Source organism: Synechococcus sp. PCC 7502 (assembly GCF_000317085.1).
Taxonomy (GTDB): domain Bacteria; phylum Cyanobacteriota; class Cyanobacteriia; order Pseudanabaenales; family Pseudanabaenaceae; genus PCC-7502.
In genome coordinates this window covers 2885033-2907977 of sequence record NC_019702.1, presented here as the reverse complement: position 1 = coordinate 2907977, position 22945 = coordinate 2885033, and the positions used below count along the sequence as shown (strand labels likewise).

General features: G+C 41.1%; 21 protein-coding genes and 1 tRNA gene. 15 read left to right on the top strand and 7 right to left on the bottom strand.

What is annotated here, in order from left to right; translation table 11 throughout:
- The first annotated feature begins 251 nt into the window (after nt 1-251).
- The 4 genes from secD to psbQ all read left to right on the top strand — a co-directional run bounded on the left by secD (nt 252) and on the right by psbQ (nt 3582).
- Nucleotides 252-1718 (top strand): protein translocase subunit SecD, encoded by a 1467-nt coding sequence (gene secD, locus SYN7502_RS14520; protein ID WP_015169538.1) that lies wholly within the window; start codon nt 252-254, stop codon nt 1716-1718.
- Nucleotides 1715-2656 carry a protein translocase subunit SecF gene (gene secF / locus SYN7502_RS14515; RefSeq protein WP_015169537.1) on the top strand — a complete coding sequence of 314 codons (942 nt, stop codon included), beginning with the start codon at nt 1715-1717 and terminating at the stop codon, nt 2654-2656. Before secD ends, secF begins: the two co-directional genes overlap by 4 nt.
- 3 nt (nt 2657-2659) lie before the next feature.
- Nucleotides 2660-3031, top strand: a complete 372-nt coding sequence (locus SYN7502_RS14510) for a hypothetical protein (RefSeq protein ID WP_015169536.1) — start codon at nt 2660-2662, stop codon at nt 3029-3031.
- A 95-nt stretch (nt 3032-3126) separates the two neighbouring features.
- Nucleotides 3127-3582, top strand: coding sequence for a photosystem II protein PsbQ (gene psbQ / locus SYN7502_RS18460; RefSeq protein WP_015169535.1), 456 nt, complete (start codon nt 3127-3129; stop codon nt 3580-3582).
- A 129-nt stretch (nt 3583-3711) separates the two neighbouring features.
- Here the strand turns inward: psbQ and SYN7502_RS18455 are convergent, their stop codons facing one another.
- Entirely contained in the window at nt 3712-4068 is a 357-nt protein-coding gene (locus tag SYN7502_RS18455; protein WP_051023639.1) for a J domain-containing protein, read from the bottom strand.
- A 148-nt stretch (nt 4069-4216) separates the two neighbouring features.
- Entirely contained in the window at nt 4217-4942 is a 726-nt protein-coding gene (locus tag SYN7502_RS14495) for a carbon dioxide-concentrating mechanism protein CcmK (protein ID WP_015169533.1), read from the bottom strand.
- A gap of 84 nt (nt 4943-5026) precedes the next feature.
- Here SYN7502_RS14495 and SYN7502_RS14490 point away from each other — a divergent pair, with 84 nt between their 5' ends.
- The 5 genes from SYN7502_RS14490 to SYN7502_RS14470 all read left to right on the top strand — a co-directional run bounded on the left by SYN7502_RS14490 (nt 5027) and on the right by SYN7502_RS14470 (nt 8566).
- A complete protein-coding gene (locus SYN7502_RS14490) occupies nt 5027-5809 on the top strand; it encodes a TrmH family RNA methyltransferase (protein ID WP_015169532.1) in 783 nt (260 codons plus the stop codon).
- A gap of 15 nt (nt 5810-5824) precedes the next feature.
- A complete protein-coding gene (locus SYN7502_RS14485) occupies nt 5825-6067 on the top strand; it encodes a hypothetical protein (RefSeq protein ID WP_015169531.1) in 243 nt (80 codons plus the stop codon).
- Nucleotides 6068-6093: 26 nt separating this feature from the next.
- The gene (locus SYN7502_RS14480; RefSeq protein ID WP_015169530.1) at nt 6094-6702 is read left to right on the top strand and encodes a glutathione S-transferase; all 609 of its coding nucleotides are present in this window, start codon (nt 6094-6096) and stop codon (nt 6700-6702) included.
- A gap of 127 nt (nt 6703-6829) precedes the next feature.
- Entirely contained in the window at nt 6830-7813 is a 984-nt protein-coding gene (locus SYN7502_RS14475) for a DMT family transporter (RefSeq protein WP_015169529.1), read from the top strand.
- Nucleotides 7814-7864: 51 nt separating this feature from the next.
- A complete protein-coding gene (locus SYN7502_RS14470) occupies nt 7865-8566 on the top strand; it encodes a cysteine hydrolase family protein (RefSeq protein WP_015169528.1) in 702 nt (233 codons plus the stop codon).
- A gap of 42 nt (nt 8567-8608) precedes the next feature.
- Here the strand turns inward: SYN7502_RS14470 and SYN7502_RS14465 are convergent, their stop codons facing one another.
- The 4 genes from SYN7502_RS14465 to SYN7502_RS14450 all read right to left on the bottom strand — a co-directional run bounded on the left by SYN7502_RS14465 (nt 8609) and on the right by SYN7502_RS14450 (nt 13007).
- Entirely contained in the window at nt 8609-9580 is a 972-nt protein-coding gene (locus tag SYN7502_RS14465; RefSeq protein WP_015169527.1) for a Light dependent period protein LdpA domain-containing protein, read from the bottom strand.
- A 4-nt stretch (nt 9581-9584) separates the two neighbouring features.
- Nucleotides 9585-10616, bottom strand: a complete 1032-nt coding sequence (locus tag SYN7502_RS14460) for a succinate dehydrogenase/fumarate reductase iron-sulfur subunit (RefSeq protein ID WP_015169526.1) — start codon at nt 10614-10616, stop codon at nt 9585-9587.
- Between the two features lie 9 nt (nt 10617-10625).
- Nucleotides 10626-12152 (bottom strand): cysteine--tRNA ligase, encoded by a 1527-nt coding sequence (cysS, locus tag SYN7502_RS14455; RefSeq protein WP_015169525.1) that lies wholly within the window; start codon nt 12150-12152, stop codon nt 10626-10628.
- A 153-nt stretch (nt 12153-12305) separates the two neighbouring features.
- Nucleotides 12306-13007 (bottom strand): glutathione binding-like protein, encoded by a 702-nt coding sequence (locus SYN7502_RS14450; RefSeq protein WP_015169524.1) that lies wholly within the window; start codon nt 13005-13007, stop codon nt 12306-12308.
- 116 nt (nt 13008-13123) lie between these two features.
- On the opposite strand from SYN7502_RS14450, the gene SYN7502_RS14445 reads away from it, so the two are divergent.
- The 3 genes from SYN7502_RS14445 (at nt 13124) to SYN7502_RS14435 (ending at nt 16433) form a co-directional block, all read left to right on the top strand.
- A complete protein-coding gene (locus tag SYN7502_RS14445; RefSeq protein WP_015169523.1) occupies nt 13124-14740 on the top strand; it encodes a DUF1565 domain-containing protein in 1617 nt (538 codons plus the stop codon).
- 177 nt (nt 14741-14917) lie between these two features.
- Nucleotides 14918-16282, top strand: coding sequence for a TldD/PmbA family protein (locus tag SYN7502_RS14440; protein ID WP_015169522.1), 1365 nt, complete (start codon nt 14918-14920; stop codon nt 16280-16282).
- A 70-nt stretch (nt 16283-16352) separates the two neighbouring features.
- A tRNA-Leu gene (locus tag SYN7502_RS14435) sits at nt 16353-16433 on the top strand.
- A gap of 57 nt (nt 16434-16490) precedes the next feature.
- Here the strand turns inward: SYN7502_RS14435 and SYN7502_RS14430 are convergent.
- A complete protein-coding gene (locus tag SYN7502_RS14430; protein WP_015169521.1) occupies nt 16491-17669 on the bottom strand; it encodes a TetR family transcriptional regulator in 1179 nt (392 codons plus the stop codon).
- A gap of 136 nt (nt 17670-17805) precedes the next feature.
- On the opposite strand from SYN7502_RS14430, the gene SYN7502_RS14425 reads away from it, so the two are divergent.
- The 3 genes from SYN7502_RS14425 to secA all read left to right on the top strand — a co-directional run bounded on the left by SYN7502_RS14425 (nt 17806) and on the right by secA (nt 22914).
- Nucleotides 17806-18702 (top strand): acyl-CoA desaturase, encoded by an 897-nt coding sequence (locus SYN7502_RS14425; protein ID WP_015169520.1) that lies wholly within the window; start codon nt 17806-17808, stop codon nt 18700-18702.
- Nucleotides 18703-18709: 7 nt separating this feature from the next.
- Nucleotides 18710-19822 carry a fatty acid desaturase family protein gene (locus SYN7502_RS14420; protein ID WP_041430212.1) on the top strand — a complete coding sequence of 371 codons (1113 nt, stop codon included), beginning with the start codon at nt 18710-18712 and terminating at the stop codon, nt 19820-19822.
- Nucleotides 19823-20127: 305 nt separating this feature from the next.
- Complete coding sequence (gene secA, locus SYN7502_RS14415; protein WP_015169518.1) at nt 20128-22914, top strand: preprotein translocase subunit SecA; 2787 nt, start codon at nt 20128-20130, stop codon at nt 22912-22914.
- Nucleotides 22915-22945: the final 31 nt, after the last annotated feature.

Below are 22945 nucleotides of genomic sequence, written 5' to 3'. Positions count from 1 at the left end.
GAATTGATTTAATAGTAATAATTCTTAACTCCTAATCTTGTTTGTCCAAATCAGTTAAAAAATCAGTAGTTCTTAAAGTCTTGGGTAAATAAACTTTGATATTTCTTAATAAATCAGTTAATCACTATAATCTGGGAGGTTAATTCCAAAGTTAGAGTTACTAGAATTGAGATGATAAAGGCGTTAATCCTGAAACAAGTTATGATCGTAAAGCTGTCAAGATTTTTGGCTTTAGGAATATTTTAAAAACAATGCCCAAACAGAGTCGTTTACTAGTTGTAATTTTTATAGTTGTTTTGAGTGCGATTTTTTGGATTTATAAATCTCCGCCTCGTCTTGGTTTAGACCTCCGTGGTGGTGCACAACTGACTTTACAAGCTCAAACCAATCCCAGACAGGGCATTGATAAAATTACGCCTAGGATTATGGAGACTGCCAAATTTGTGGTGGAACAACGGATCAATGGTTTGGGGGTGGGAGAAGCGGCAGTGCAAATTAGTGGTGAAAATCAATTAATTGTGCAGCTACCAGGAGTAAGCGATCCTGCTCAAGCGGAAAGGGTTTTAGGTAATACTGCCCAATTAGAGTTTCGTAAGCAAAAAGTAGGCAGTGAAGCGAGATTAGGTGTAGAGCGTCAAGTTTTATTGGAAAAGGAAGTTAAACAACGCCAACTGGAATTAGGGGGCAATAGTGAAGAAATTAGTAAAAATAAAGAGGATATTCTCAAAAGCCAAGAGGCGATCGCTGACCTATTTGAAACGACTGGTTTAACAGGAGATTTACTAAAAGATGCGGTGGCTCAACCCTTGGATGCAGGACAATCTAACTGGCAGGTAGCTTTAACCTTTAATGATAAGGGCGGTGATTTATTTGCCAAAATTACAGGTGAATTGGGCGGTACAGGCAGAAGCATTGGTATATTTTTAGACAATCAACTATTTAGCTCTCCTAGTGTTGGTCCCGAATTTCAAGGCAGGGGTATTACGGGAGGAAGGGCAGTGATCACTGGCAATTTTACCCTCCAGCAAGCGACGGATTTATCTTTACAACTGCGGGCGGGAGCTTTACCAGTACCAATTAAAATTGTTGAAAATCGAACTGTAGGAGCAACCCTAGGTGCTGATAGTGTGCAAAGTAGCATTATTGCTGGAGTCAGTGGTTTGATCCTAGTGCTGGCATTTATGATTTTCTACTATCGCCTATTAGGACTGGTGGCGGATATTGCCCTTTTGGTTTATGCAGTTATTACTTTTGCCTTGTTTAGCTTATTGGGTGTAACTTTGACCTTACCTGGAATTGCTGGGTTTATTCTGAGTATTGGTATTGCCGTGGATGCAAACGTTTTAATCTTTGAACGTACAAAGGAGGAACTACTTGCAGGTAAAACTTTGTATAAGTCTGTGGATGCAGGATTTAATCGTGCTTGGACAAGTATTTTAGATAGTAATGTCACAACTTTGATTAGCTGTGGGGCATTATTTTGGTTGGGTTCTGGGTTGGTTAAGGGTTTTGCTCTGACCTTGGGAGTTGGGGTTGTAGTGAGTATGTTTACGGCAATTACCTGTAGTCATGCTTTGTTATTGGCTTTGATCAGCTATCCGAATCTGCGCCAGCCATCCTTATATGGAGTCAAAACCTTTGGTAAGGTAAGTAACTCTGGTACCAATGGCTCCAATAACGACAAATCTACTGATCAACCTACAGGTACTATTTTATGAAGCTAGATGTAATTAAGTACGGAAAAGTTTATGTTGCGGCTTCTGTGTCGGCAATTTTGATAGGAATTGTGGCAATGCTAATTTCTTGGCAGACTTTGGGATTTCCTCTACGTCCTGCCATTGATTTTACGGGTGGTACTCGACTTAGTATGGAACTGGTTTGTGATTCTAATACCCAGATTAAAAGTTGTGGACAACCCATAGATATTGGACTGGTGCGGTCAGCGATCGCCGAGAAGGGTTATGCTAAGGCAACGATTCAGCTATTAGGGGAGGATGGTCGAGGGCTATCTCTGCAAACTGGAGATTTAGAGGTAAACGAGCGATCGCAGCTACAGGGTGATTTAGAAAGTATTTTAGATAGGTTTGGCAAAATTGATCCGTCTAAGTCTCAAATCCAACGGGTAGGTCCAACTATTGGGAATCAACTTTTAACTTCAGGGCTGTTAGCTTTAGTTTTATCTTTTGTGGGCATCGCTGTATATTTGGGATTTAGGTTTCAACTGGACTATGCCGTTTTTGCGATCGTAGCTTTACTCCACGATGTATTGGTCACGTCTGGGGTATTTGCGATCTTGGGCTTAACCATCGGACTGGAAGTAGATAGCTTATTTATTGTGGCAATGCTGACTATTATTGGATTTTCCGTTAATGACACAGTGATTATTTATGATCGCATTCGTGAAAACATGAAGATTTGGGGTGAAGACTACAGTTTTGGTGATTTGGTCAATCTTTCTGTAAACCAAACCCTTGCCCGCTCAATTAATACTACACTGACTGCCCTTCTCTCTCTGGTGGCAATATTTCTATTTGGTGGCGTTACTCTAAAGTTTTTTGCCTTGGCTTTAATTATTGGCTTTAGCTCAGGAGCTTATTCTAGTATCTTTAATGCCAGTATATTATTGGCGTGGTGGCGGAACCGTAAATCGGCATAGAGAATGGACGATCAAGAGCTTTTAGATATTAAAATTCAAAGACTACGCCTAGTCCAAATTAGGCTCAGGTGGGCTTTGGTGATATTTCTATGGTTGACCGTGGGTATAACGTCTGTATGGGCATTACGAGCAGATATAGTTCTATGGCTAGAATACTTTACTTGGCTAGCGGTCAGAGTCGCAATTAGGGATGAACCATTACCATTTATGGGCTTAGGTGTGTGTGTTGCCATGACTCTATCTACATTAATGCGTCAAAGTTGGGATATTTTGTATGGAATCAGTCCTAGGGAATACCACAGTTTGGGGCATCAGGTTAAAGAAATTGAAAGAAAAGGTGCCAAACATATCCTGTGGAAATGGGTAATTGCGTAGTGTGATTACTTGATCGAGCATACCAAGTTAATGAGAGAATTTAAGCCAGTTATAAAAGTTCTAAAAATATGGAATATAAAAGGATAAAATTTGTGATGAAATCTGTAATTAAATTTGTATTCGATCAGTCTAATTGGCAAATATTTAATCAAACCTTGAAACAAGTAATGATCGGACTGTGCTTGGTTATAGTTTTATTTAGTTCTAGTGTATTTGTGTCTAATTTGCCAGCGATCGCTGCCAACAAGTCTAAATTAGAGGTTATTAGCGATCGCATTGATCAACTCCAAACCTATATTGACGCTAATAATTGGATTACAGTTAAAACCTATATCCATGGCCCCCTTGGACAGGTGCGTCAAGATATAGCAGCAGCAACTAGGCTACTGAAAGACCCAACTAAAGCTAAATCCCTAAGCACCAAATTTTTCAATGATTTGATTAGTATTGATGTGGCAGCCGATCGCCGTGATTTTGATCAAGCCTTTGATGCCTATGAGCAAGCCCGTAAAGATTTTGATCAGTTAGTAGCGGTACTAAAGAAGTTCTAATATTTGCCTTCAATCCATACTTGGGTAGATGAATTTTGGGGCTGTTTAAAAATTAAGGCAGTTTGATTATGATTAAGCTCGATTAATCTGCCTACATCCTCAGTATCAGGAACTCCAAAGTAGTCACTCCTAGTCTAACCATACACAGGCATCTTGTGATCGCTCCATTGTTGCAGTTCTATAGCTGGTGGATTTATAGGTAACATGGGATTTCATGACCACCACAGGTTCAGAATAATAATCATTTACTGGCTCAGAACGGGGCGGCACCGGTGGAGTTTTCTGTAAAGCTTGATAAAATCTGAGGCGTTGGTATGCTTCATTAATGGCTTTGATTTTTACTTCCGCCTTTGACTTGAGCCGATCATTATTAACTAGGCGATCTGGGTGCCAAACAAACGCAAGGTCTCTGTATGCCTGTTTAATATTGTCAAGGGATTCTTCGGGTTCTAGGTCAAGAGTTCTATAGTCATCTGTAATACCCATACACATTACCCACAATAGAGTGAGAGCTATCCTAACTCACTCAAATTTAGGACTGGAGCAGTTGTAAACCTAAAGCAATTATAAGTAACGAAAAACTACATTACCGATCAAGTACGAAATGTTTATTTATATAAGTAATGTGAGTACTCTATTCATCTCCCGAAATTTGTAATCTTCTGAGGTCAGGTAGCTCCACTAGTTCTTTCTCTGGCACTTTTAGGGCAGTAAGCGGTAATCTGAGGGGCTGCTCAATCCAACAACTGGCAAGGGGAAGAGTTTGTTCCAAGTCATCTAGAGGTCGAGGAATTACCATCACAGCATTTAGTTCACCAATCCGTTCCGCTTCCTGCATACCTGCCTCCACTGCCATTGCCACATCAGCCACGGAGCCACGAATAATTACCGTACAAAGTCCATTCCCAATTTTCTCGTAAGCAGATACTTGAACTTCAGCCGTTTTCAGCATGGTATCCGCCGCCCCCACCATCGCTGGAAAGCCCCGAGTTTCTAAAAGCCCGATCGCCATATTACTAAGACGACTAATTCCATCCCCGCGCGCAATTTGCATTAACCGACTATTTATGGGTAAAACTGCCTCTAGGTTTGCTAAAGGTCGAGGAATCACAAGACTGCAGATCAGTTGCCCAAATTGTTCTGCACTTTCAGTCCCAGCATCAACGGCAAGGCGCACATCGGAAATCCCTCCCCGTACAATCGCCGTACAATAGCCACTGCCAATTTTTTCATAACCCACAAGGCTAACATTAGCAGATTTGAGCATCATATCCGCCGTGCCAACGATCGCGGGAAAACTCCGAGTCGATACTAAGCCCAACGCCATGTCCCGATAATCATTTAACTGCCGATCTGCCATAATTTTGTATAGTGAGAACTTACTGATAGCATACTTCTAATTGTTGTTATTACAGGTATTCCCAAACATTTACCACAATAATCTATGCTTACCAGTACCCGTAATCCCTTGATCAAAAATCTACGGCAACTTGGATTAAGTACAAAAGCTCGTAGGCAACAACAGTTATTTTTAATTGAAGGTACCCATGCTCTGATCGAGGCGATCGCTACGGATCATCCGTTAAATCTGATTTGCTGTACAGAGGCTTGGCGAGATACCCATGCCGACTTATATGATCAATGTTTATCCGTAGGCGAATTGCAGTTAGTTAGTCCCGAAGTGTTGGGGGCGATCACTACGACCGTGCATCCCGATGGCGTGGTGGCTGTGGCTCCGATCTGTTCTGATCAACCTGTGACTATCCATAATTTAGGCTTAGCGATCGAGTCAGTTCAAGACCCCGGGAACCTCGGTGCCATTATCCGTTCTGCCGTCGCCGCAGGTATAGATGGATTACTGGTAAGTAGTGATAGTGTGGACTTAACCCATCCTAAAATTCTTAGAGCCACGGCTGGACAATGGTTTCGCTGTCCTATGCAATCTGTGGGAAATTTAGAATCAGAAATTAAGCAACTACAAACTCAAGGCATTCAGGCGATCGCCACCTTACCCAATGCCAAACTCACCTACTGGGATTTAGATTTTAGCCAACCAAGTCTAATTTTGCTAGGCAATGAAGGGAATGGGTTATCCTCTGAACTGATTAATCTGGCTGATGAAGCGGTGCAGGTGCCATTAAGTAATGGCGTAGAATCTTTGAACTTGGCTGTGACTGCTGCCCTACTAATATATGAGGCAAAACGCCAGAGGAGATCGCTATCCTAATGCTTCAAAATTAATATGGATATACACATCATATTTACCGATACAGACGTAATTATATCCAAGAAATATTATGCTTCGTGGCATGAGATTCAAGCTGAATATGTAAATTACAAAACTTCGCTTGGAGCATGGTCAACGAGAGAAGTAATTGATTTCTTGCAATCTGAGTATCAAGACTTAGAACCAAGTACTGTCATTCAAGTTGAGGCATTTATGCGATCGCCAGATATAGCTACAATACTCACCTATAAAATCTAGCTCTTCGTACCTAAGAATCCTTAATAATGGATAGATTGCCAATTCTTTATTCCTTTATCCGTTGTCCCTATGCAATTCGGGCACGCATGGCATTAAAGTATGCAGGGGTTGCCTATGCCTTAATAGAAGTCTCCTTAAAAAATAAACCCGCTGAGATGTTGGCAATTTCGCCAAAGGGGACAACTCCAGTTTTGCAATTGCCAGATGGTAGAGTTTTGGAAGAAAGTTTAGATATTATGCACTGGGCATTGACACAAAATGATCCCGAAGGTTGGCAGCGATTCCCCTCAGACTTATTAGAACTGGGACAGAATTTAATCAGGATAAATGATCACGAATTTAAGCAAAACCTCGATCGCTACAAATATTATGTAAGGTTTACGGAGCCACAGATTGTCTATAGGCAACAAGCAGAAACCTTTTTGCAAACCCTAGAGCAATTACTACAAAATCATAATTTTCTGTTGGGCGATCGCACCTCTCTGGCTGATATCGCCATATTTCCATTTATTCGGCAGTTAGCACATGTGGATTTAGCATGGTTTGAGCATTCTGCTTATCAGGCATTGGTGAGGTGGCTAAACTTTTATAAATCCAGTCAATTATTTTTGCGGGTCATAGAAAAATCCCATTGATTGAGGTAATTCTGCCGTCAAGTCTTGTATGTAACATCACTAAATCTAGCAATCTGCTAACCTTTCTGAAATTTCTAGTACAATCTCCTAAATATTAAGAACTGTTAATTGAGAACTTTTAACAACCATGATCCAGATTTCCCGTCAGTCAATATTTGTGATCCTGCCATTTTTGCTATGGGGAACCGCTATGGTAGTGATGAAAGCAATCATGCCGCAAACCGAGCCTTTATTTCTAGCCGCATTTAGATTAATTCCATCGGGCGTACTATTAGTGGGCTTAGCTAGTTTTTTAGGGCGATCGCAACCAAATGGGTGGAAAGCTTGGTTGTGGATTATCTTATTTGGATTAGTTGACGGTGCCTTATTTCAGGGATTTTTAGCCTTTGGGCTAGTGCGTACCAATGCAGGATTAGGTTCCTTGTTAATTGATTCTCAACCCCTAGCAGTGGCAGTTATGGCAGCTTTGTTTTATCAGGAATATATTGGTAAACTGGCAATTTTTGGTTTAGGCATTGGCTTTATTGGCATTGGTTTAATTGGGCTACCCCATGAACTGTGGCAGTTTGTGTTCAGTGGCGATCTTTCTAAAATCTGGGAGGCAGGAATTTTTAATCTGGGTGAGTGGCTGATGTTAGGTGCATCCCTATCTATGGCTATAGGTACAATTCTCATCCGTCCAGTTGTTAAAAATGCTGATCCAGTGGCAGCAACTGGTTGGCACATGATCATTGGAGGCTTACCCCTACTTTTTTTATCACGGCAGCTTGAAACATCTGCATGGCAAGAATTAGATGCGTGGGGGTGGTTGGGCATGGGCTACATTAGTTTAATGGGGGGAGCGATCGCCTATGGTTTATTTTTCTATTTAGCATCATCGGGTAATCTCACTAAACTAAGTGCTTTAACTTTTTCCACTCCAGTATTTGCGATCATCTTTGGTCGAATTTTTCTCAGTGAAACTCTTACTCAAGTGCAATGGCTAGGAGTTGTCTTAACCCTAACTAGCATTTATCTGGTCAGTATTAGGAATAGTAATGCCGTGGAAAAAGCCGATGATTCAACTCAACTTAGCTCTCAATCTGTGCCTTCTGAAACTATTTCTCAGTGAGCTTATCCTCCAAATCTAAACTTAATTTTGGCTATTCAATAGCCTACAGACATGCTCAAATCTTCCCGACCTGCCCAAGAATTAATTTTAGTTCCAACTCGTCAACATGATTTTCCCCTTGTTTTAGGGAAAACTGCGCTTTTGGTAATTGATATGCAGAACGGCTTTTGCCATCCAGAGGGTTTCTGTGGTCATGAATTAGGTGCTGATCTCTCGGCAGTGCGTCAGATTATTCCTAATATTCAAGCAGCGATCGCTTGGGCAAGGGAACAAGGGCTATTAATTATTTATACAAGGGAAAGTCATCTTCCTGATCTATCTGATGTTACACCTAGTAAAGCCCAACGCTATATTAATGCGGGCTACCCCATCGGCAGTTTAGGAAAAATGGGACGCTTTTTAATCCAAGGGGAATTGGGTACTAATTTAATTGCGGAAATCCAGCCCCTTGATTCAGAGTTGCAAATAGATAAACCTGCGCAATCCATATTTATAGGCACCGAACTAGATAAGATTTTAGCGCAGAGAAATATCACCCACCTCCTATTTACTGGAGTTACAACTGCATGTTGCGTATTGGCAAGCTATCGTCAAGCCAGCGATTTGGGATTTTATACTCTTCTCCTAGAAGATTGTTGTGGAGCTATGAGTCCTGTGGAGCATCAAGCTGCCATAGATGTAATTCTGACTGAAAATGGGGCGATCGGCTGGGTAACTTCATTCGATAATTTACGAGAATTTCTTGGTAGGTAACTGATGTGGAGGTAGAAAATTTTTGGATAATTACCTGAGTTTTTATTTAATTTCAGAAACTAGGCTTTTAGCTCTTTCTAGAGCAAGTTTAAGAAGTTCTGGGTATTCTTCAAGGCGATCGCCACCCAACTCTAATAAATCAGCTATTAACTTTCGCGCATAACTCCCATAGGCAATACCAGAAATCGGAATGTTTAAGAATTTAACTTTACTAACTGTGCTGGCATTTGTTCCCCCCGCTAACTGCACAAAACCTCTAGGTAAATTAAAATTCAGAACTTTTTGCGCTAAAAGCAGAGCCGCACGAGTTGTTCCATCGCCAATATCCCCACTCATCGGTCTGCCATCGGTTTGCCAAATTAAATGAGCAGGTGCGGGCTGCATAATTTCCAGAAGTTCTAAAAGATATTCTTTTAAATTTTCGCCATCAGGAAAGCTCACTGCTACTACTTGAAGTTGGGGAATTAAGTCTCTTAGTTTCTCCCATAGATCTTTAAATTCAGAAGTGCATCCAATATGAGTATGAATTTCGATCGCATTAATCTCTTCATATTTAATTAATTCAGGTGCGTAAACCTGTTCTTGGGTATAAATAATCTGGGGTGGACATACGGGCAGGCATCTTCCACAGCCATAGCACAGATTCTCAATCACTCCATTTAGATTAATGGCATTAGTAGGACAAATATTAATACAGGGGCGATCGCAACCAGAAGGACAAAAATCAGAACTAAATTTAGCTTTACGAAAGTGAGGGTCTTCTCCCGCATTAAAACTCACCATAATTAAAGGAGAACTGGCTCTTTTATCTAATTTCTGTGCCACCTTAATCCCTTCTTTTGCAGCTCTAATTACGGCGGGATCGGGAGCCATATCAATACAGTCATTCCCCGCTAGGGTATAAACTAATGCCAAATTCCGAATTGCAGGTAAATGCTGAAAACTAGCACCACATATTAACTTGAACCATTGATGCGATCGTAACGAATCCAAGGGAGAAGCAACATAATTCATTTAACTAACCACCTCGGCTTATGGTCTCCTCAATTACTTCCGTTTGATCTTGATCCTTATCTCGATTTTGAAGGGCTGTAATCAAAGCTGTAATCTCTTTTATTCCTTCCGAAGCCTGAAAGAACCAAGGGTAGGGCATTTTCCCAGAGGCAATCATGCGTAATCCTAAGGGAACAATACTCAGTAATCCTTTTATATCCTTGAAATTATTCCCAACTACCTTAACGCCAAACTTACTTTCATCAATCCAGCCATCAGCCTTTACTAATTCCACCATCACATGGCGATGTCTTTGGGCAGTGGATTCAGGTAAATTGGAATCTTCTAAAATCTCATGTTTAATTTGGGAAATGCGATCTAAGGGTTCCACTTCCACGGGACAAACTTCATTACAGTTATAGCAACGGGTACAGCCCCAGACAAAATCCGTATCATTATATTTATTAATTCGATCATCGGTGCGATCGTCTCGGTTATCTGCCAAAACTCTATATGCCTTGGCTAAAGCATGGGGACCCACAAAGTTTTCATTCACGGTGGCAGCATTACATTCGGAATAGCAAGAACCACAGAGAATACAGTTGGCAGCAGCTTGGAGCTTATGGCGTTGGGCAGGAGTTTGTAAAAATTCTTCAGATTTACTAATTTGCCTAGAAGCAGTAAAAACATAGGGATCAACCTTTGCCAAATTTTGCCAAAACTTAGTCATATCGACCACTAAATCTTTAATTACAGGTAGATTACCCATCGGTTCAATAGTTAGTTCTGCTTTTGCATCTGAAACTAAATCTAAAACTTCACTTAGGAGCTTTTGACAGGCAAGTCCTGCTTTGCCATTAATTCTCATGCCACAGGAACCACAGATCACATTGCGACAATTCCGCCGAAATACTAGAGAACCATCCTGCTCCCATTGAATTTTTTGCAATACATCCAAGACAGTACTGGTATCAGGATTAATTGCGACTTTATAGGTGTGATAGTTGGGTGAACTACCTCTTGATGCTTGCCGCCGTACTTTTACGGAAATTTCCATGATTTACTCCTAATTACGATGCCACCTAACTTCGCCACCCACTTGATCGATTAGGGTTATACCTAAAGCTTTCAATTCATCTCGAATGCGATCGCCTTCTGCCCAATTTTTATGTTTCTTTGCTAGTTTTCTTTGTTCAATCATAGCCTTGATCGCTTGATCAGAAATAGCAGAGGGGTCTTCTGGGGCATCAAGATTAAAGTCAATTACAAATCCTAATATGGCAGTTAAGTATTTAAGAGTCTGCCCAGTTTTCCATAGGGTTAAAGATGAGCCTTGGATCTTGCCCGCATGGATTAAATTATTACGTTCCGTGGTTAGAGTTTTTGCTAATTCATAAATTATGGAAATGGCGATCGCCGTATTAAAGTCATCATCCATTGCCTCATTAAATCTAGTAATCACTTCATCTAGTAATTCATCGCGATTAAAAGTTAAATTAATACCCCAATTCACGTCAAACGGAAATACGTCTATGGCACCTGAAAACTCACGGGTAGAAGCGAACTTTTGCCAATTTAATTGAGTCCCAAAATCTGGCTCAAATCTCAAAGCCTCTTGAATACTAATCCATCCTTTAGTTGCAGCATTAATTGCCTCTTCCGTAAAATCTATGGGCGTACGATAGTGGGATTGCAGAATAAATAGCCTCACTGCCATCGGATTATAGGTTTCCAGTAACCCTCGGATTGTTTTAAAATTACCAAGGGATTTAGACATCTTCTCCCCGTCAATATTCACAAAGCCATTGTGCATCCAGTAATTTGCCAAGGGAGTTTTTGTTACTGCTTCAGACTGGGCAATTTCGTTTTCATGGTGGGGAAACTGTAAATCTGCACCTCCTGCATGAATATCTAGGCGATCGCCAAATTCAGACTTAACCATAGCCGAACATTCAATGTGCCAACCGGGGCGACCATGACCCCACGGTGATTCCCAAAAAGTTTCATTAGGTTTAGCTGATTTCCATAGGGCAAAATCAAAGGGATAATGCTTTAGAGGCTCAGTTTGGTCAATTTTTGGATCAACTCGACCGCTTGCCCCTGCCTGCATATCCTCGAACTTACGACCAGAGAGTTTGCCATAGCTAGGAAATTTCTGCACGGCATAATAGACATCACCCCCCGCAGCATAGGCATAGCCTTGATCGATTAGAGCTTGAATTAAATTAATAATTACAGGAATTGAAGTTGTAGCTCTAGGGTATTTGTCCGCAGGGAGAATATTTAACCTTGCCATATCTTCTTGGTACGCCTTGATAAAGCGATCGCTAATTTCAGCCATCGTCACACCTTCTGTTTTCGCCCTGTTGAGGATTTTGTCGTCTATATCCGTAATATTCTGTACATACCTAACGTTGTAACCTGCATACTGTAAATACCGCCGCACCATATCCCAGACCACATACGCACGGGCATGACCTAAATGACAATAATCATAAACAGTTACTCCACACACATACATCTTTACTGCATCAGGTTCTAGGGGCGTGAATTCTTGTTTAGATCGCGTGAGGGAGTTGTAGATACGAAGCATGGATCAAAATATCTGGGTGTTATTCATTATCTATGATTGACCCAGTTATAGCAAAGCTAATAGGTCAAAACTTGGCTCTATCCATAGTTTCCGTTACCACTACTAGTTCATTGCACCAAAAGATCAAATGGCAGGTAATTATATTTTGTAGGTTTATTTTCTAGGTTTAATTGATTCAGCCGTTTGCCCAAATAAAATGTTTTTGCTGTCTTCAGTTACGGTTGTGGTTTTATATTTTTCTGCCACCTGATAAGCCTTAATTACAGCCGATCGCCCTGCCATAGTTTCAAACCACCGCTTTAAGTTGGGAAAGTCATCCAGGTTTTGTTGTTGACGTTCATAGGGGACAATCCACGGATAGCAAGCCATATCAGCAATAGAGTAGGAACCTGCTATATATTCCCGATTTTCTAACTGCCGATTTAAAACCCCATATAAACGATTAGTTTCGTTGACATAACGGGTAATTGCATAGGGAATTTTTTCTGGGGCGTACTGACTAAAATGATGATTTTGTCCCGCCATTGGTCCCAATCCGCCCATTTGCCAAAATAGCCACTCTAAAACCTTAGTGCGATCGCCCAGAGTCGTTGGTAAAAATTTTCTTGTCTTTTCGGCTAAGTATAGTAATATTGCCCCAGATTCAAATATGGATATTGGCTCCGCCCCCTGGTTAGGTGATCGGTCAATAATGGCAGGAATCCGATTATTAGGAGAAATTTCCAGAAACTCCGCCTTAAATTGTTCTCCTGTTCTAATATCTACGGGAAAAATTTTATATTCTAATTTAGCTTCTTCTAAGAAAATCGTAACCTTATGCCCGTTTGGTGTAGTCCAGTAGTACAGTTCAATCATGGTTCTATCCTTGCTTTAGTTGATCGAGGAAACAAGTTCAATCTATTTACGTCTGCCCGTTTGAATCTAACCTCATTATTCTATTATTCAATTCAAGCATTACCCAGCCAAAATGTATGTATAAGCGATCGCTCAACCTCATAGCTGTATTAACCTTAGCTAGTCCATCTCTATTTTTCCTAACCTCAGCCTACGCTGCCTCTGATCGGTTCTCGAATAATTCATCCAGTAATTCACCAACTAATTTATCAGCCAAAGTCGCAGCCGCCCAAACTATTCTCTATGTTGCTCCTACGGGTAGTGACAGTGCTAATAATGGTACCCAGTTAGCTCCTTTTCGCTCGATTACTGCTGCTTTGGCACAAGCTCAACCAGGAGTTATGGTGCAGATTGCGGCGGGTAGCTACACCAAAGATTCAGGGGAAACCTTTCCACTTAAAATACCATCTGGAGTTAGACTGCAAGGAACTGACGGCGTGATTATTGCTGGGGGCGGCTCGTTTTTTAGTGCTACGTTTACAGGGCAGAACGTAGCAATGGTAGCTGAGAGTAACACCCAAATTTCTGGGATCACCCTTACTAACAGTAATCCTAGAGGCTATGGGCTATGGTTAGAATCCGCCAAAAATGTCACTATTACCAACAATACTTTTACAGGCAGTACCCACGATGGCATATTTTTAACTGGGGATGCCAATGCCACAATTACTAATAATTTATTCACTAAAAACAGAGCTAGCGGTATCTCTGCTGTTGGTTTAAGTTCGGGGGAAATCAGCAACAATACCTTTGATGACACTGGATTTGGGCTATCTATTGGGCAGAAATCCAGCGTGAATGTGATCAATAATCGCATTGTGAATAATGTAGATGGAATTGTCTTAACAAATGCCACCATTCCTACTCTTAGAGGTAATTTTATTGCTAATAACAATCGCAATGGTTTAGTAATTCTCAAAGATCGGAATGGACAGCCTTCTCCCAATTTAGGTACGGTGGATAGTCCGGGGGGCAATATTTTCGAGGGTAATAAGCTTAAAGATATTAACAATGCTACTGGGGCAAATATGATTGCTGTGGGGAATAAAGTTGATGCCAAAAATGTGACGGGCTTAGTAGAATTAATTGCTGTAGACAGTCCTGCTGCGGACGGCTTAACCGATATTAAAGGACATTGGGCAGAAGCTTATATTGTCGCTTTAGCTAAGCAAGGGGTAATTGGTGGATTTAATGATGGCACCTTCAAACCCGATGATCCCGTAACTAGAGCGCAGTTTGCCGCAATTTTAAGTAAGGCATTTGCCTCTAAAGCTACCGTTAAACCTAGTACCACTTTTAAGGATGTACCTGAGAATTTCTGGGCATTTAAAGCGATCGAAGATGTGCAAACCAAAGGGTTTATGTCTGGATTTAAAAATGAGGTATTTTTACCCTCAGAAAATATCCCCCGCGTGCAAGTGCTGGTTGCTTTGGTCAGTGGCTGGGGACTAAAGGGTGGAAGTCCAGATAAGTTGGATAAAATTTTCGACGATGTATCCCAAATTCCCGACTATGCCATTAATGCGATTGCTGCTGCCACTGTTAATAAACTGGTATTAAATTATCCCAACAATAAAATGCTAGAGCCAAAACGGAATGCGACTAGGGCTGAGGTTGCTGCCTTTGTCTATCAAACATTGGTTAACCGTGGTCAAGCCGTAGCAATTCGCTCTAATTATGTAGTGACTCAGTAGGTTGGATTATTAAATTCAGTAAATGAATGAGTAAGTGAATAAATTGAGGTGTAATCAAGTTGTAGAGTTGCACCTTTTTTGCATTTTTGAGCTTACCCAGTTGATTTAATTATGGCTTAAGAGAGAATTTAGCTAGAATAGAACCCACAGACCTATCTCAGAATATTTAGAATATCCATGCAAGATCAACTCCAGTCAGCGATCGCCCCATATTTGCAAGCCGTTGATTTTTTAGAAGTCCGCTTAGAGCAAAGTGAGTCCACAGGTATTTCCTTTCAAGGAGCGCAACTCAATTCAGTTGATCGCAATTTTGGTCTATCTGGTGGCATTCGTGCTTGTCATAAAGGGGGTTGGAGTTTTGTCACATTTAATGATTTAAATAATCTGAAAGATCGCATTGAAACTGCCATTTCTCAAGCAAAACTAATCGGCAACGAGACTACCCAACTAGCTGAGGTTCCCGCAATTCAGGCGATCGTCAAAGTGGAAATTGAAAACGATCCCCGTGGTATTTCCTTAAATCAAAAGCGAGATATTTTAGAACGCTACAACAAAATGCTCTTGGAATTCGATCCCCGTATCCAAACCACCATGACGGGATACCGCGATCGCTTCGGCACTAGCTATTATGTCAACTCCCGTGGTACCAGTATTTCCCAAGAACGTTTAGATGTATCAGGCAGATTTGGCGTAATTGCCCGTAAAGAGGGTACTGTGCGGCAAGGCTTTGACTCTGTTAACTCTCGTACCAGCTTTAACATCATGGATAACCTAGATGACTTGGTGGTTGATACTGCAAAAAGAGCCGTGCGCCAACTTGAAGCTTCACCCGTAAAAGGTGGACAATATACGGTAATTCTTGATCCCTATCTGGCAGGGGTATTCATTCATGAAGCATTTGGGCATTTATCCGAAGCAGATTTTGTCTATGAAAATCCCAGAATGCAGGAATTACTCACCCTCGGTAAAGAAATTGCGATTCCAGAATTAAATGTGGTTGATGATGCCACCATTCCTAACCTCCCAGGTAGCATGGTCTATGACGATGAAGGCGTACCCGCCCAGAAAAAATATCTGATCAAAAATGGCATCCTGACTCAGCGTATGCACAACTTAGAAACCGCAGGTAAACTCCATGAAACTCCCACGGGTAATGCTAGGGCTTTGACAGCACAATATCCTCCCTTAGTGCGGATGACAAATACGGCGATCGAAGCTGGTTCCCATAGTTTTGAGGAAATGCTTAGTGGCATTGATGAAGGAGTTTATGCGGTGCGTATGCTAGGGGGACAGACCAACGGCGAAATGTTTACCTTTGCTGCGGCTGAGGGCTACATGATTCGGGATGGTCAAATAGCTGAGCCAGTTAGTGATATTAGTTTGAGTGGAAATGTGTTTCAAACCCTTAAAGATATTGATGCGATCGCCTCGGATTCTGTATATCGTAATGGTGGTTGTGGCAAAGGTGGACAATCTGGCTTGCCCGTAAGTGTGGGTGGACCTCACATTCGGATTCGCAATGTGGTTTTAGGTGGAAGATAGTATTACCGTGCAAATTAGCCTAAATTAATTGACATATTTCCGTGGGCTTAGGCTATAATTGTCAACCTGAGCGGATGTGGCGGAATTGGTAGACGCGCTAGATTTAGGTTCTAGTGTCTTTGACGTGCTGGTTCGATTCCAGTCATCCGCATAACTCATAGGTTAGGTAGAATTAAACTCAAGGAAAAATTGACTGCCAAGAGTTAAGCTATGTTGATTTATCCAAAGCGATCGCCTGCTGAAGAGCTAGATATTCCTTGACCTTGAGGTCATAGGCTAAGATTTCTGACTGAGGCAAACCACTAATAATTTGAAAATTTTCATGGTCTATACCCCGCCTTAACATTTCAATCCGCCATGTGTGTTGAGTTTGGGCGATCTCAAAACTTAAATTATGCCAACTCCGCCATAGTTGTTCTAGTTCTGATGTGCTTAAAGGTTGGGCTGTATTGGATAAAAACATGCGAGGATGCTTATCTTTACGACTTTTTAAGTAATTGGTAAGCGGGTTATTGTTAGCGGTGCCGTAGCGATGTCCAAAAATCTTTTGATTTAGAGGGACTAAACGTTCTTGAATTTTGAGAATTCCCGCTTTATTAATGGAATAGTCTATTGAATAATCAGTTTGATTAAGATTAACAAGCTCATCTGCACTTAACCCTGCTCCGAATAATACATAGGCGATCGCATAGTCTCTCAGTCCTTGGCGTTTTGCCTGTAGCAGAATATTTCTAACTTCAACCTCTGGAATATCTTGAATTTCTGGATTATTTTCTAGGCGAGAAGAGGATTTTGGTATCAGCAGTTTAACTAGACTATCTATAAACTCGTCTTTGCTGCTCCAGATTAATTCCACATCACTGGTTAAAACCATAATTGTATAACCCAAAATACAAGCATTCATTATCTTGGCTAAACTCAGTGTTTCTGAAGTCGAATTTAGATGAGGTTTAGCTTCTTGAAGAGCATTGGCGATCGCTCGATTAATTTCAGTAATTCCCTGAGCTAGGGCATGACGGCTTTCTTGGGGATATTGTCCTGCTTCTCCCACTAGCGATCGCATTAATTCAGGGACACTTTCTAAAGCGTGCAACGAACTCTGCATATAGTGGTACAAAAATTGTGACAAATCGACCGTACTCTTAAATTCTGATGGAATTAAAGATTCTCCCAATTGGGTAACCAGTAAATATTCCTGTAGAAACTCCTGAAGTACTGCTAGTAGTAATCCATGTTTATTACCAAAGTGGCGAAATAAAGTGACTTCATTGACTTCAGCGCGATCGGCAATTTGACGGGTAGTAGTTTCCGTAATCCCTTGGCGGGCAAATAACTCTAAGGCAGTATTAACAATTTTTTGGCGAGTGGGAATACGCTCAAGAGCCATGATTTTGGGGGGTAGGATGCAAGTCTTAAATAATTCTGAAAATTGCAAGTGCTGCTTGCATAATTCAATTGAACAATGTTAACTTATATGAGGCTTATATTAATCTAATTTTACCTACTTTCTTTTTGGGTACCTCATGACCACAACCTCTTTAAATTCAAATCAAAAGCCGACTAACCAACCAGATAATCAAGAGTCTTTACAACTTAATTGGACAACTACAATTTTCTATGTTGTCATGCATGCGATCGCTCTTTTAGGGTTTGGCTATTTTTCTTGGCAAGCACTAGGTTTAACAATATTTTTGCATTGGCTTACGGGCAGCATCGGTATTTGTCTTGGTTATCATCGGCTCTTGAGTCATCGGAGTTTTCAGGTACCCAAATGGCTAGAGTATATTTTTGCCACCCTTGGAGCTTTGGCTTTGCAAGGTGGTCCTGTATTTTGGGTGGGGGGACATCGGCAGCATCACGGGTTTACTGAAGATAATGACAAAGACCCCTATTCTGCCAGCAAAGGATTTTGGTGGAGTCACTTAGCTTGGATTTTATATTCTAAAAAAGAACATTTTGATTTTAAGAATTACTATAGCTTTGCCCCAGACCTAGGTTCTGACACCTACTATCGCTTTTTAGATAAATATTTTTTAAGTTTACAAATTCCCCTAGGCATCCTGCTCTATTTTATTGGAGCTACCCAAGGACAGGGTATTGGCTTTGTAATTTATGGCATTTTTGTCAGGGCTGTATTAGTTTCTCACAGCACTTGGTTTATTAACTCCGCCTGTCATAAATGGGGCTACCGTAACTTTGGTGATAGTGACGATCATTCCACCAATCTTTGGTGGGCAGCATTAGTAACCTACGGTGAAGGCTGGCATAATAATCACCATGCCTATCCGAAATCCGCAAGGGCTGGCTTAAATTGGTGGGAAATTGATCCAACTTGGGGTGCGATCTGGTTATTACGAGCCGTGGGATTAGCGAAAAAAGTTTATATCCCTGCACCTTGGCTACCTGCGGGGCTTAAATAAGATGACAATGACTGCAAACACTGTGGATCAGAAATCCCTGAAAGCTGACCGAGTCACCTTCGGTAAAAGTATTGGTTTTAAGAAGGAATTAAATAAAAGAGTTGATGCCTACTTTAGCTCCAATAATATTAAGCCTCGGGATAACTTGGCAATGTATGTCAAAACTGTCACGATTACCGCTTGGATGTTTGGCTCTTGGGCTTTTGTGGTTTTTGCCCCTGTAATCATTGGCTTTAAAGTTTTAGGCTGTATTTCTCTGGGGATGGCGATCGCTGCCTGTGGGATGAGTGTGGGACATGATGCTAATCACGGTGGTTATTCTAAAAATCCTAAAATTAATTATACGATCGGGCTGTGCTACGACTTTATTGGCTTATCTAGCTACCTGTGGCGGTATCGGCATAATTTTCTGCACCACACCTATACCAACATTACTAATCATGATGTGGAAATTCACGGTGATGGCTTAGTCAGAATGGCTCCAGACATGGAACATAAGTGGTTTCATCGCTATCAGCATCTATTTATTTGGTTTGTATATTTGGTAATTCCTTTCTATTGGTCTTACAGCGATATTGCCATTATTTTGGGTGATCGCAAATACTTTGATCACAAGGTGCCGATGCCCAAACCTTTAGATTTAACTTTTCTATTTGGCTTAAAGGCTTTAGGATTAGGATTTTTCATTGGACTACCGATCGCTTTGGGATATTCACCGTTAATGGCAATCGCTGGGTTTTCCATTGCCTACATGACCTATGGCTTAGTCACCTGTGTAGTATTTATGTTAGCTCATGTCCTAGTCCCTGCGGAATTTGTGGAAGTGAATGCTACCTCTAATCATATTGATGATGAATGGGCAGTCTTACAGGTGAAAACCACAGTGGATTTTGCTCCTAAAAATGCCTTTTTGAACTGGTACATTGGCGGACTTAACTACCAAACCATCCATCACCTTTTTCCCCATGTTTGCCATATCCACTATCCGCAAATCGCTGGCATTGTCGCTGAAGTTTGTGAAGAATTTGGGATTAAATATAATGTCTACCCCACTTTCGGATCAGCGATCGCTGCTAATTACCAATGGCTAAAACAAATGGCGATGGCACCAGCTAAATAAATTATTATTTATATTCTCTAATCCCAAAATCCTTATTTTTGTTGTACGCACTTTAAGGATAATGGGAATTTTTGTTTAAAAAGCCTAAGAAAGATCAAAATTTGCCAAAATTCCATGAATAATTTAGATTCAATCATCCTAACTTAGTTTTTTCTCCCTCTTATCCTGCTATACAAAGATGATAATTTCCTAAAATTTTCTAAAATAGTAATCAATCAATTTAAACAATTAGGGTTAACTCTAATATTTAGGCACTATTTCTCAGCTAATATAACTTATATAAACTCCCGTATTTCTAGCTAATCATGTTTAATCTGCAATCTTTAATTGGTGATCCAAATAAGCGCAAACTGGACAAGTTTCGTCCCGATGTCGCCTTAATTAACTCCCTGGAAGACGAGATTAAAGCTCTAAGTGATGATGAATTACGAGGTAAAACCGTAGAGTTTAAACAACGACTAGAAAAAGACGAAGATTTAGATGATATTCTGCCTGAAGCTTTTGCTGTAGTTCGAGAAGCAGCGATTAGGGTTTTAGGACTACGCCACTACGATGTACAGTTATTAGGGGGGATGGTTTTACATAAAGGACAAATCGCCGAAATGAAGACAGGTGAAGGTAAAACCCTTGTTTCAACTCTGCCCAGCTATTTAAATGCTCTGACTGGTAAAGGTGTCCATATTGTCACTGTTAATGACTACCTTGCCCGTCGTGATGCTGAATGGATGGGGCAGGTACATCGATTTTTAGGCTTAACCGTGGGCATTGTGCAGCAGGGGATGGAGCCATTGGAACGGCAACGCAACTATGCCTGTGATATTACCTACACTACTAACAGTGAACTAGGTTTTGATTATTTGCGGGACAACATGGCAACCTCCATGCAGGACGTGGTGCAGCGCCCTTTTAACTATTGTGTAATTGATGAAGTGGACTCAGTCTTAATTGATGAAGCTAGAACACCGTTAATTATTTCAGGGCAACTGGAGCGACCTACGGAAAAATACATGGGAGCTTCGGCGATCGCTTGGAAATTAGAAAAAGAGAAACATTACGAAGTTGACGAGAAACAACGCACAGTCATCCTAACTGATGAAGGATTTGAAGAAGCAGAAAACCTTTTAGGCGTAACCGATCTATTTGATCAGCAAGACCCTTGGGCTCACTATGTATTTAATGCCATTAAGGCAAAGGAATTGTTCCTCAAGGATGTTAACTACATTGTTCGCGATGATCAAGTAATTATTGTGGATGAATTTACAGGTCGAGTCATGCCCGGTCGGCGTTGGAGTGATGGTTTGCATCAGGCGATCGAAGCTAAAGAACAAGTCACCATTGAAAATGAAACCCAAACTCTAGCTTCTATTACCTATCAAAACTTTTTCCTACTCTATCCCAAACTGGCAGGAATGACGGGTACCGCAAAAACCGAAGAGGCAGAGTTCGGTAAAATTTATAATCTTGAAGTTACAACAATCCCGACTAATCGCATTAGTGGCAGAAAGGACTTGTCTGATGTGGTTTACAAAACTGAAGCAGCAAAATGGCGGGCTGTGGCGATCGAGTGCCAAGAAATGCACGAATTAGGTCGTCCTGTCCTAGTTGGTACCACTAGCGTAGAGAAGTCTGAAGTTATCTCTCGGCTATTATCAGAACAAAATATTCCCCATAATTTACTGAATGCTAAACCTGAAAATGTAGAAAGAGAGTCAGAAATTATTGCCCAAGCGGGACGAAAAGGTGCCGTTACAATCGCTACTAACATGGCAGGTAGAGGTACCGATATTATCCTCGGCGGTAATGTGGACTACATGGCAAGGCTGAAAGTACGGGAATTCTTTATGCCCAAAATTGTACGGACTGATAATGATGACTTAATGGGGCAACTGTTATTTCCCAATAGTCCTAGTCCCGCCCAAGGCTTTGGTACCCCTAAAAAGTTAAAAACATGGAAAGCTACTCCTAGTATTTTTCCCGCCGACCTTTCCCCCAGCACTAAAGCCATTCTCAAATCTGCTGTCGATTATGCCGTAGAAACCCTAGGAGCCCAGAGCTTACCAGAACTTCAAGCTGAAGATATGTTAGCGGTAGCATCGGAGAAAGCACCCACAAATGATTTAGTCATTCAAAAACTCAGAGCCGCCTATATTGCCATTAAGCAAGAATATGAAGCCTTTACAACCACTGAGCATAATGAAGTTACGGGCTTGGGCGGATTGCATGTTATCGGTACAGAACGCCATGAATCTCGACGTATTGATAACCAGTTGCGAGGACGTTGCGGTAGACAGGGAGACCCCGGTTCCACAAGATTCTTTTTAAGCCTAGAAGATAATTTAATGCGAATTTTTGCGGGCGATCGCGTGGCAGCGATGATGAACGCCTTTAGAGTTGAAGAGGATATGCCTATTAGTTCAGGTTTATTAACTCGCAGCTTAGAAGGAGCGCAAAAGAAGGTTGAGACTTTTTACTACGACACCCGTAAACAGGTATTTGAATATGATGAGGTTTTGAACAATCAACGCCGCGCCATCTATTCGGAAAGATTTAGAGTGCTGGAGGGACAGGATTTACGCAATCGGGTAATTGAATATGCAGAAATGACTATGGATGACATTGTTAAGGCGTATGTTAATCCAGACTTGCCTTCCGAAGAATGGGATTTAGCCAGTGTAGTTAAAAAGGTAAAAGAGTTTATTAATTTGCTCCAAGACCTTGAAGTAGAGCATCTAGATCAAATGTTTTTCCCCGAAATTCAAGCTTTTTTACGAGAAGAAGTACGCCGTGCTTATGAAATTAAGGAGCAGCAAGTTGATAGTTTCCAACCTGGATTAATGCGCCAAGCAGAAAGATTTTTTATTTTGCAGCAAATTGATACTCTCTGGCGAGAGCATTTACAAGCAATGGAAGGATTGCGGGAATCTGTGGGATTAAGAGGCTATGGACAAAAAGACCCCCTAATTGAATATAAAAGTGAAGGCTATGAGTTATTCCTCGATATGCTGACCGATATTCGTCGCAATGTGGTTTATTCTTTGTTTGAATTTAATCCTCAGCCGCAACCCACAAAGTTAGAAGCAGAATTTGTCTAGAGTTCCTTAATTTACTAACATAGATTCCTAG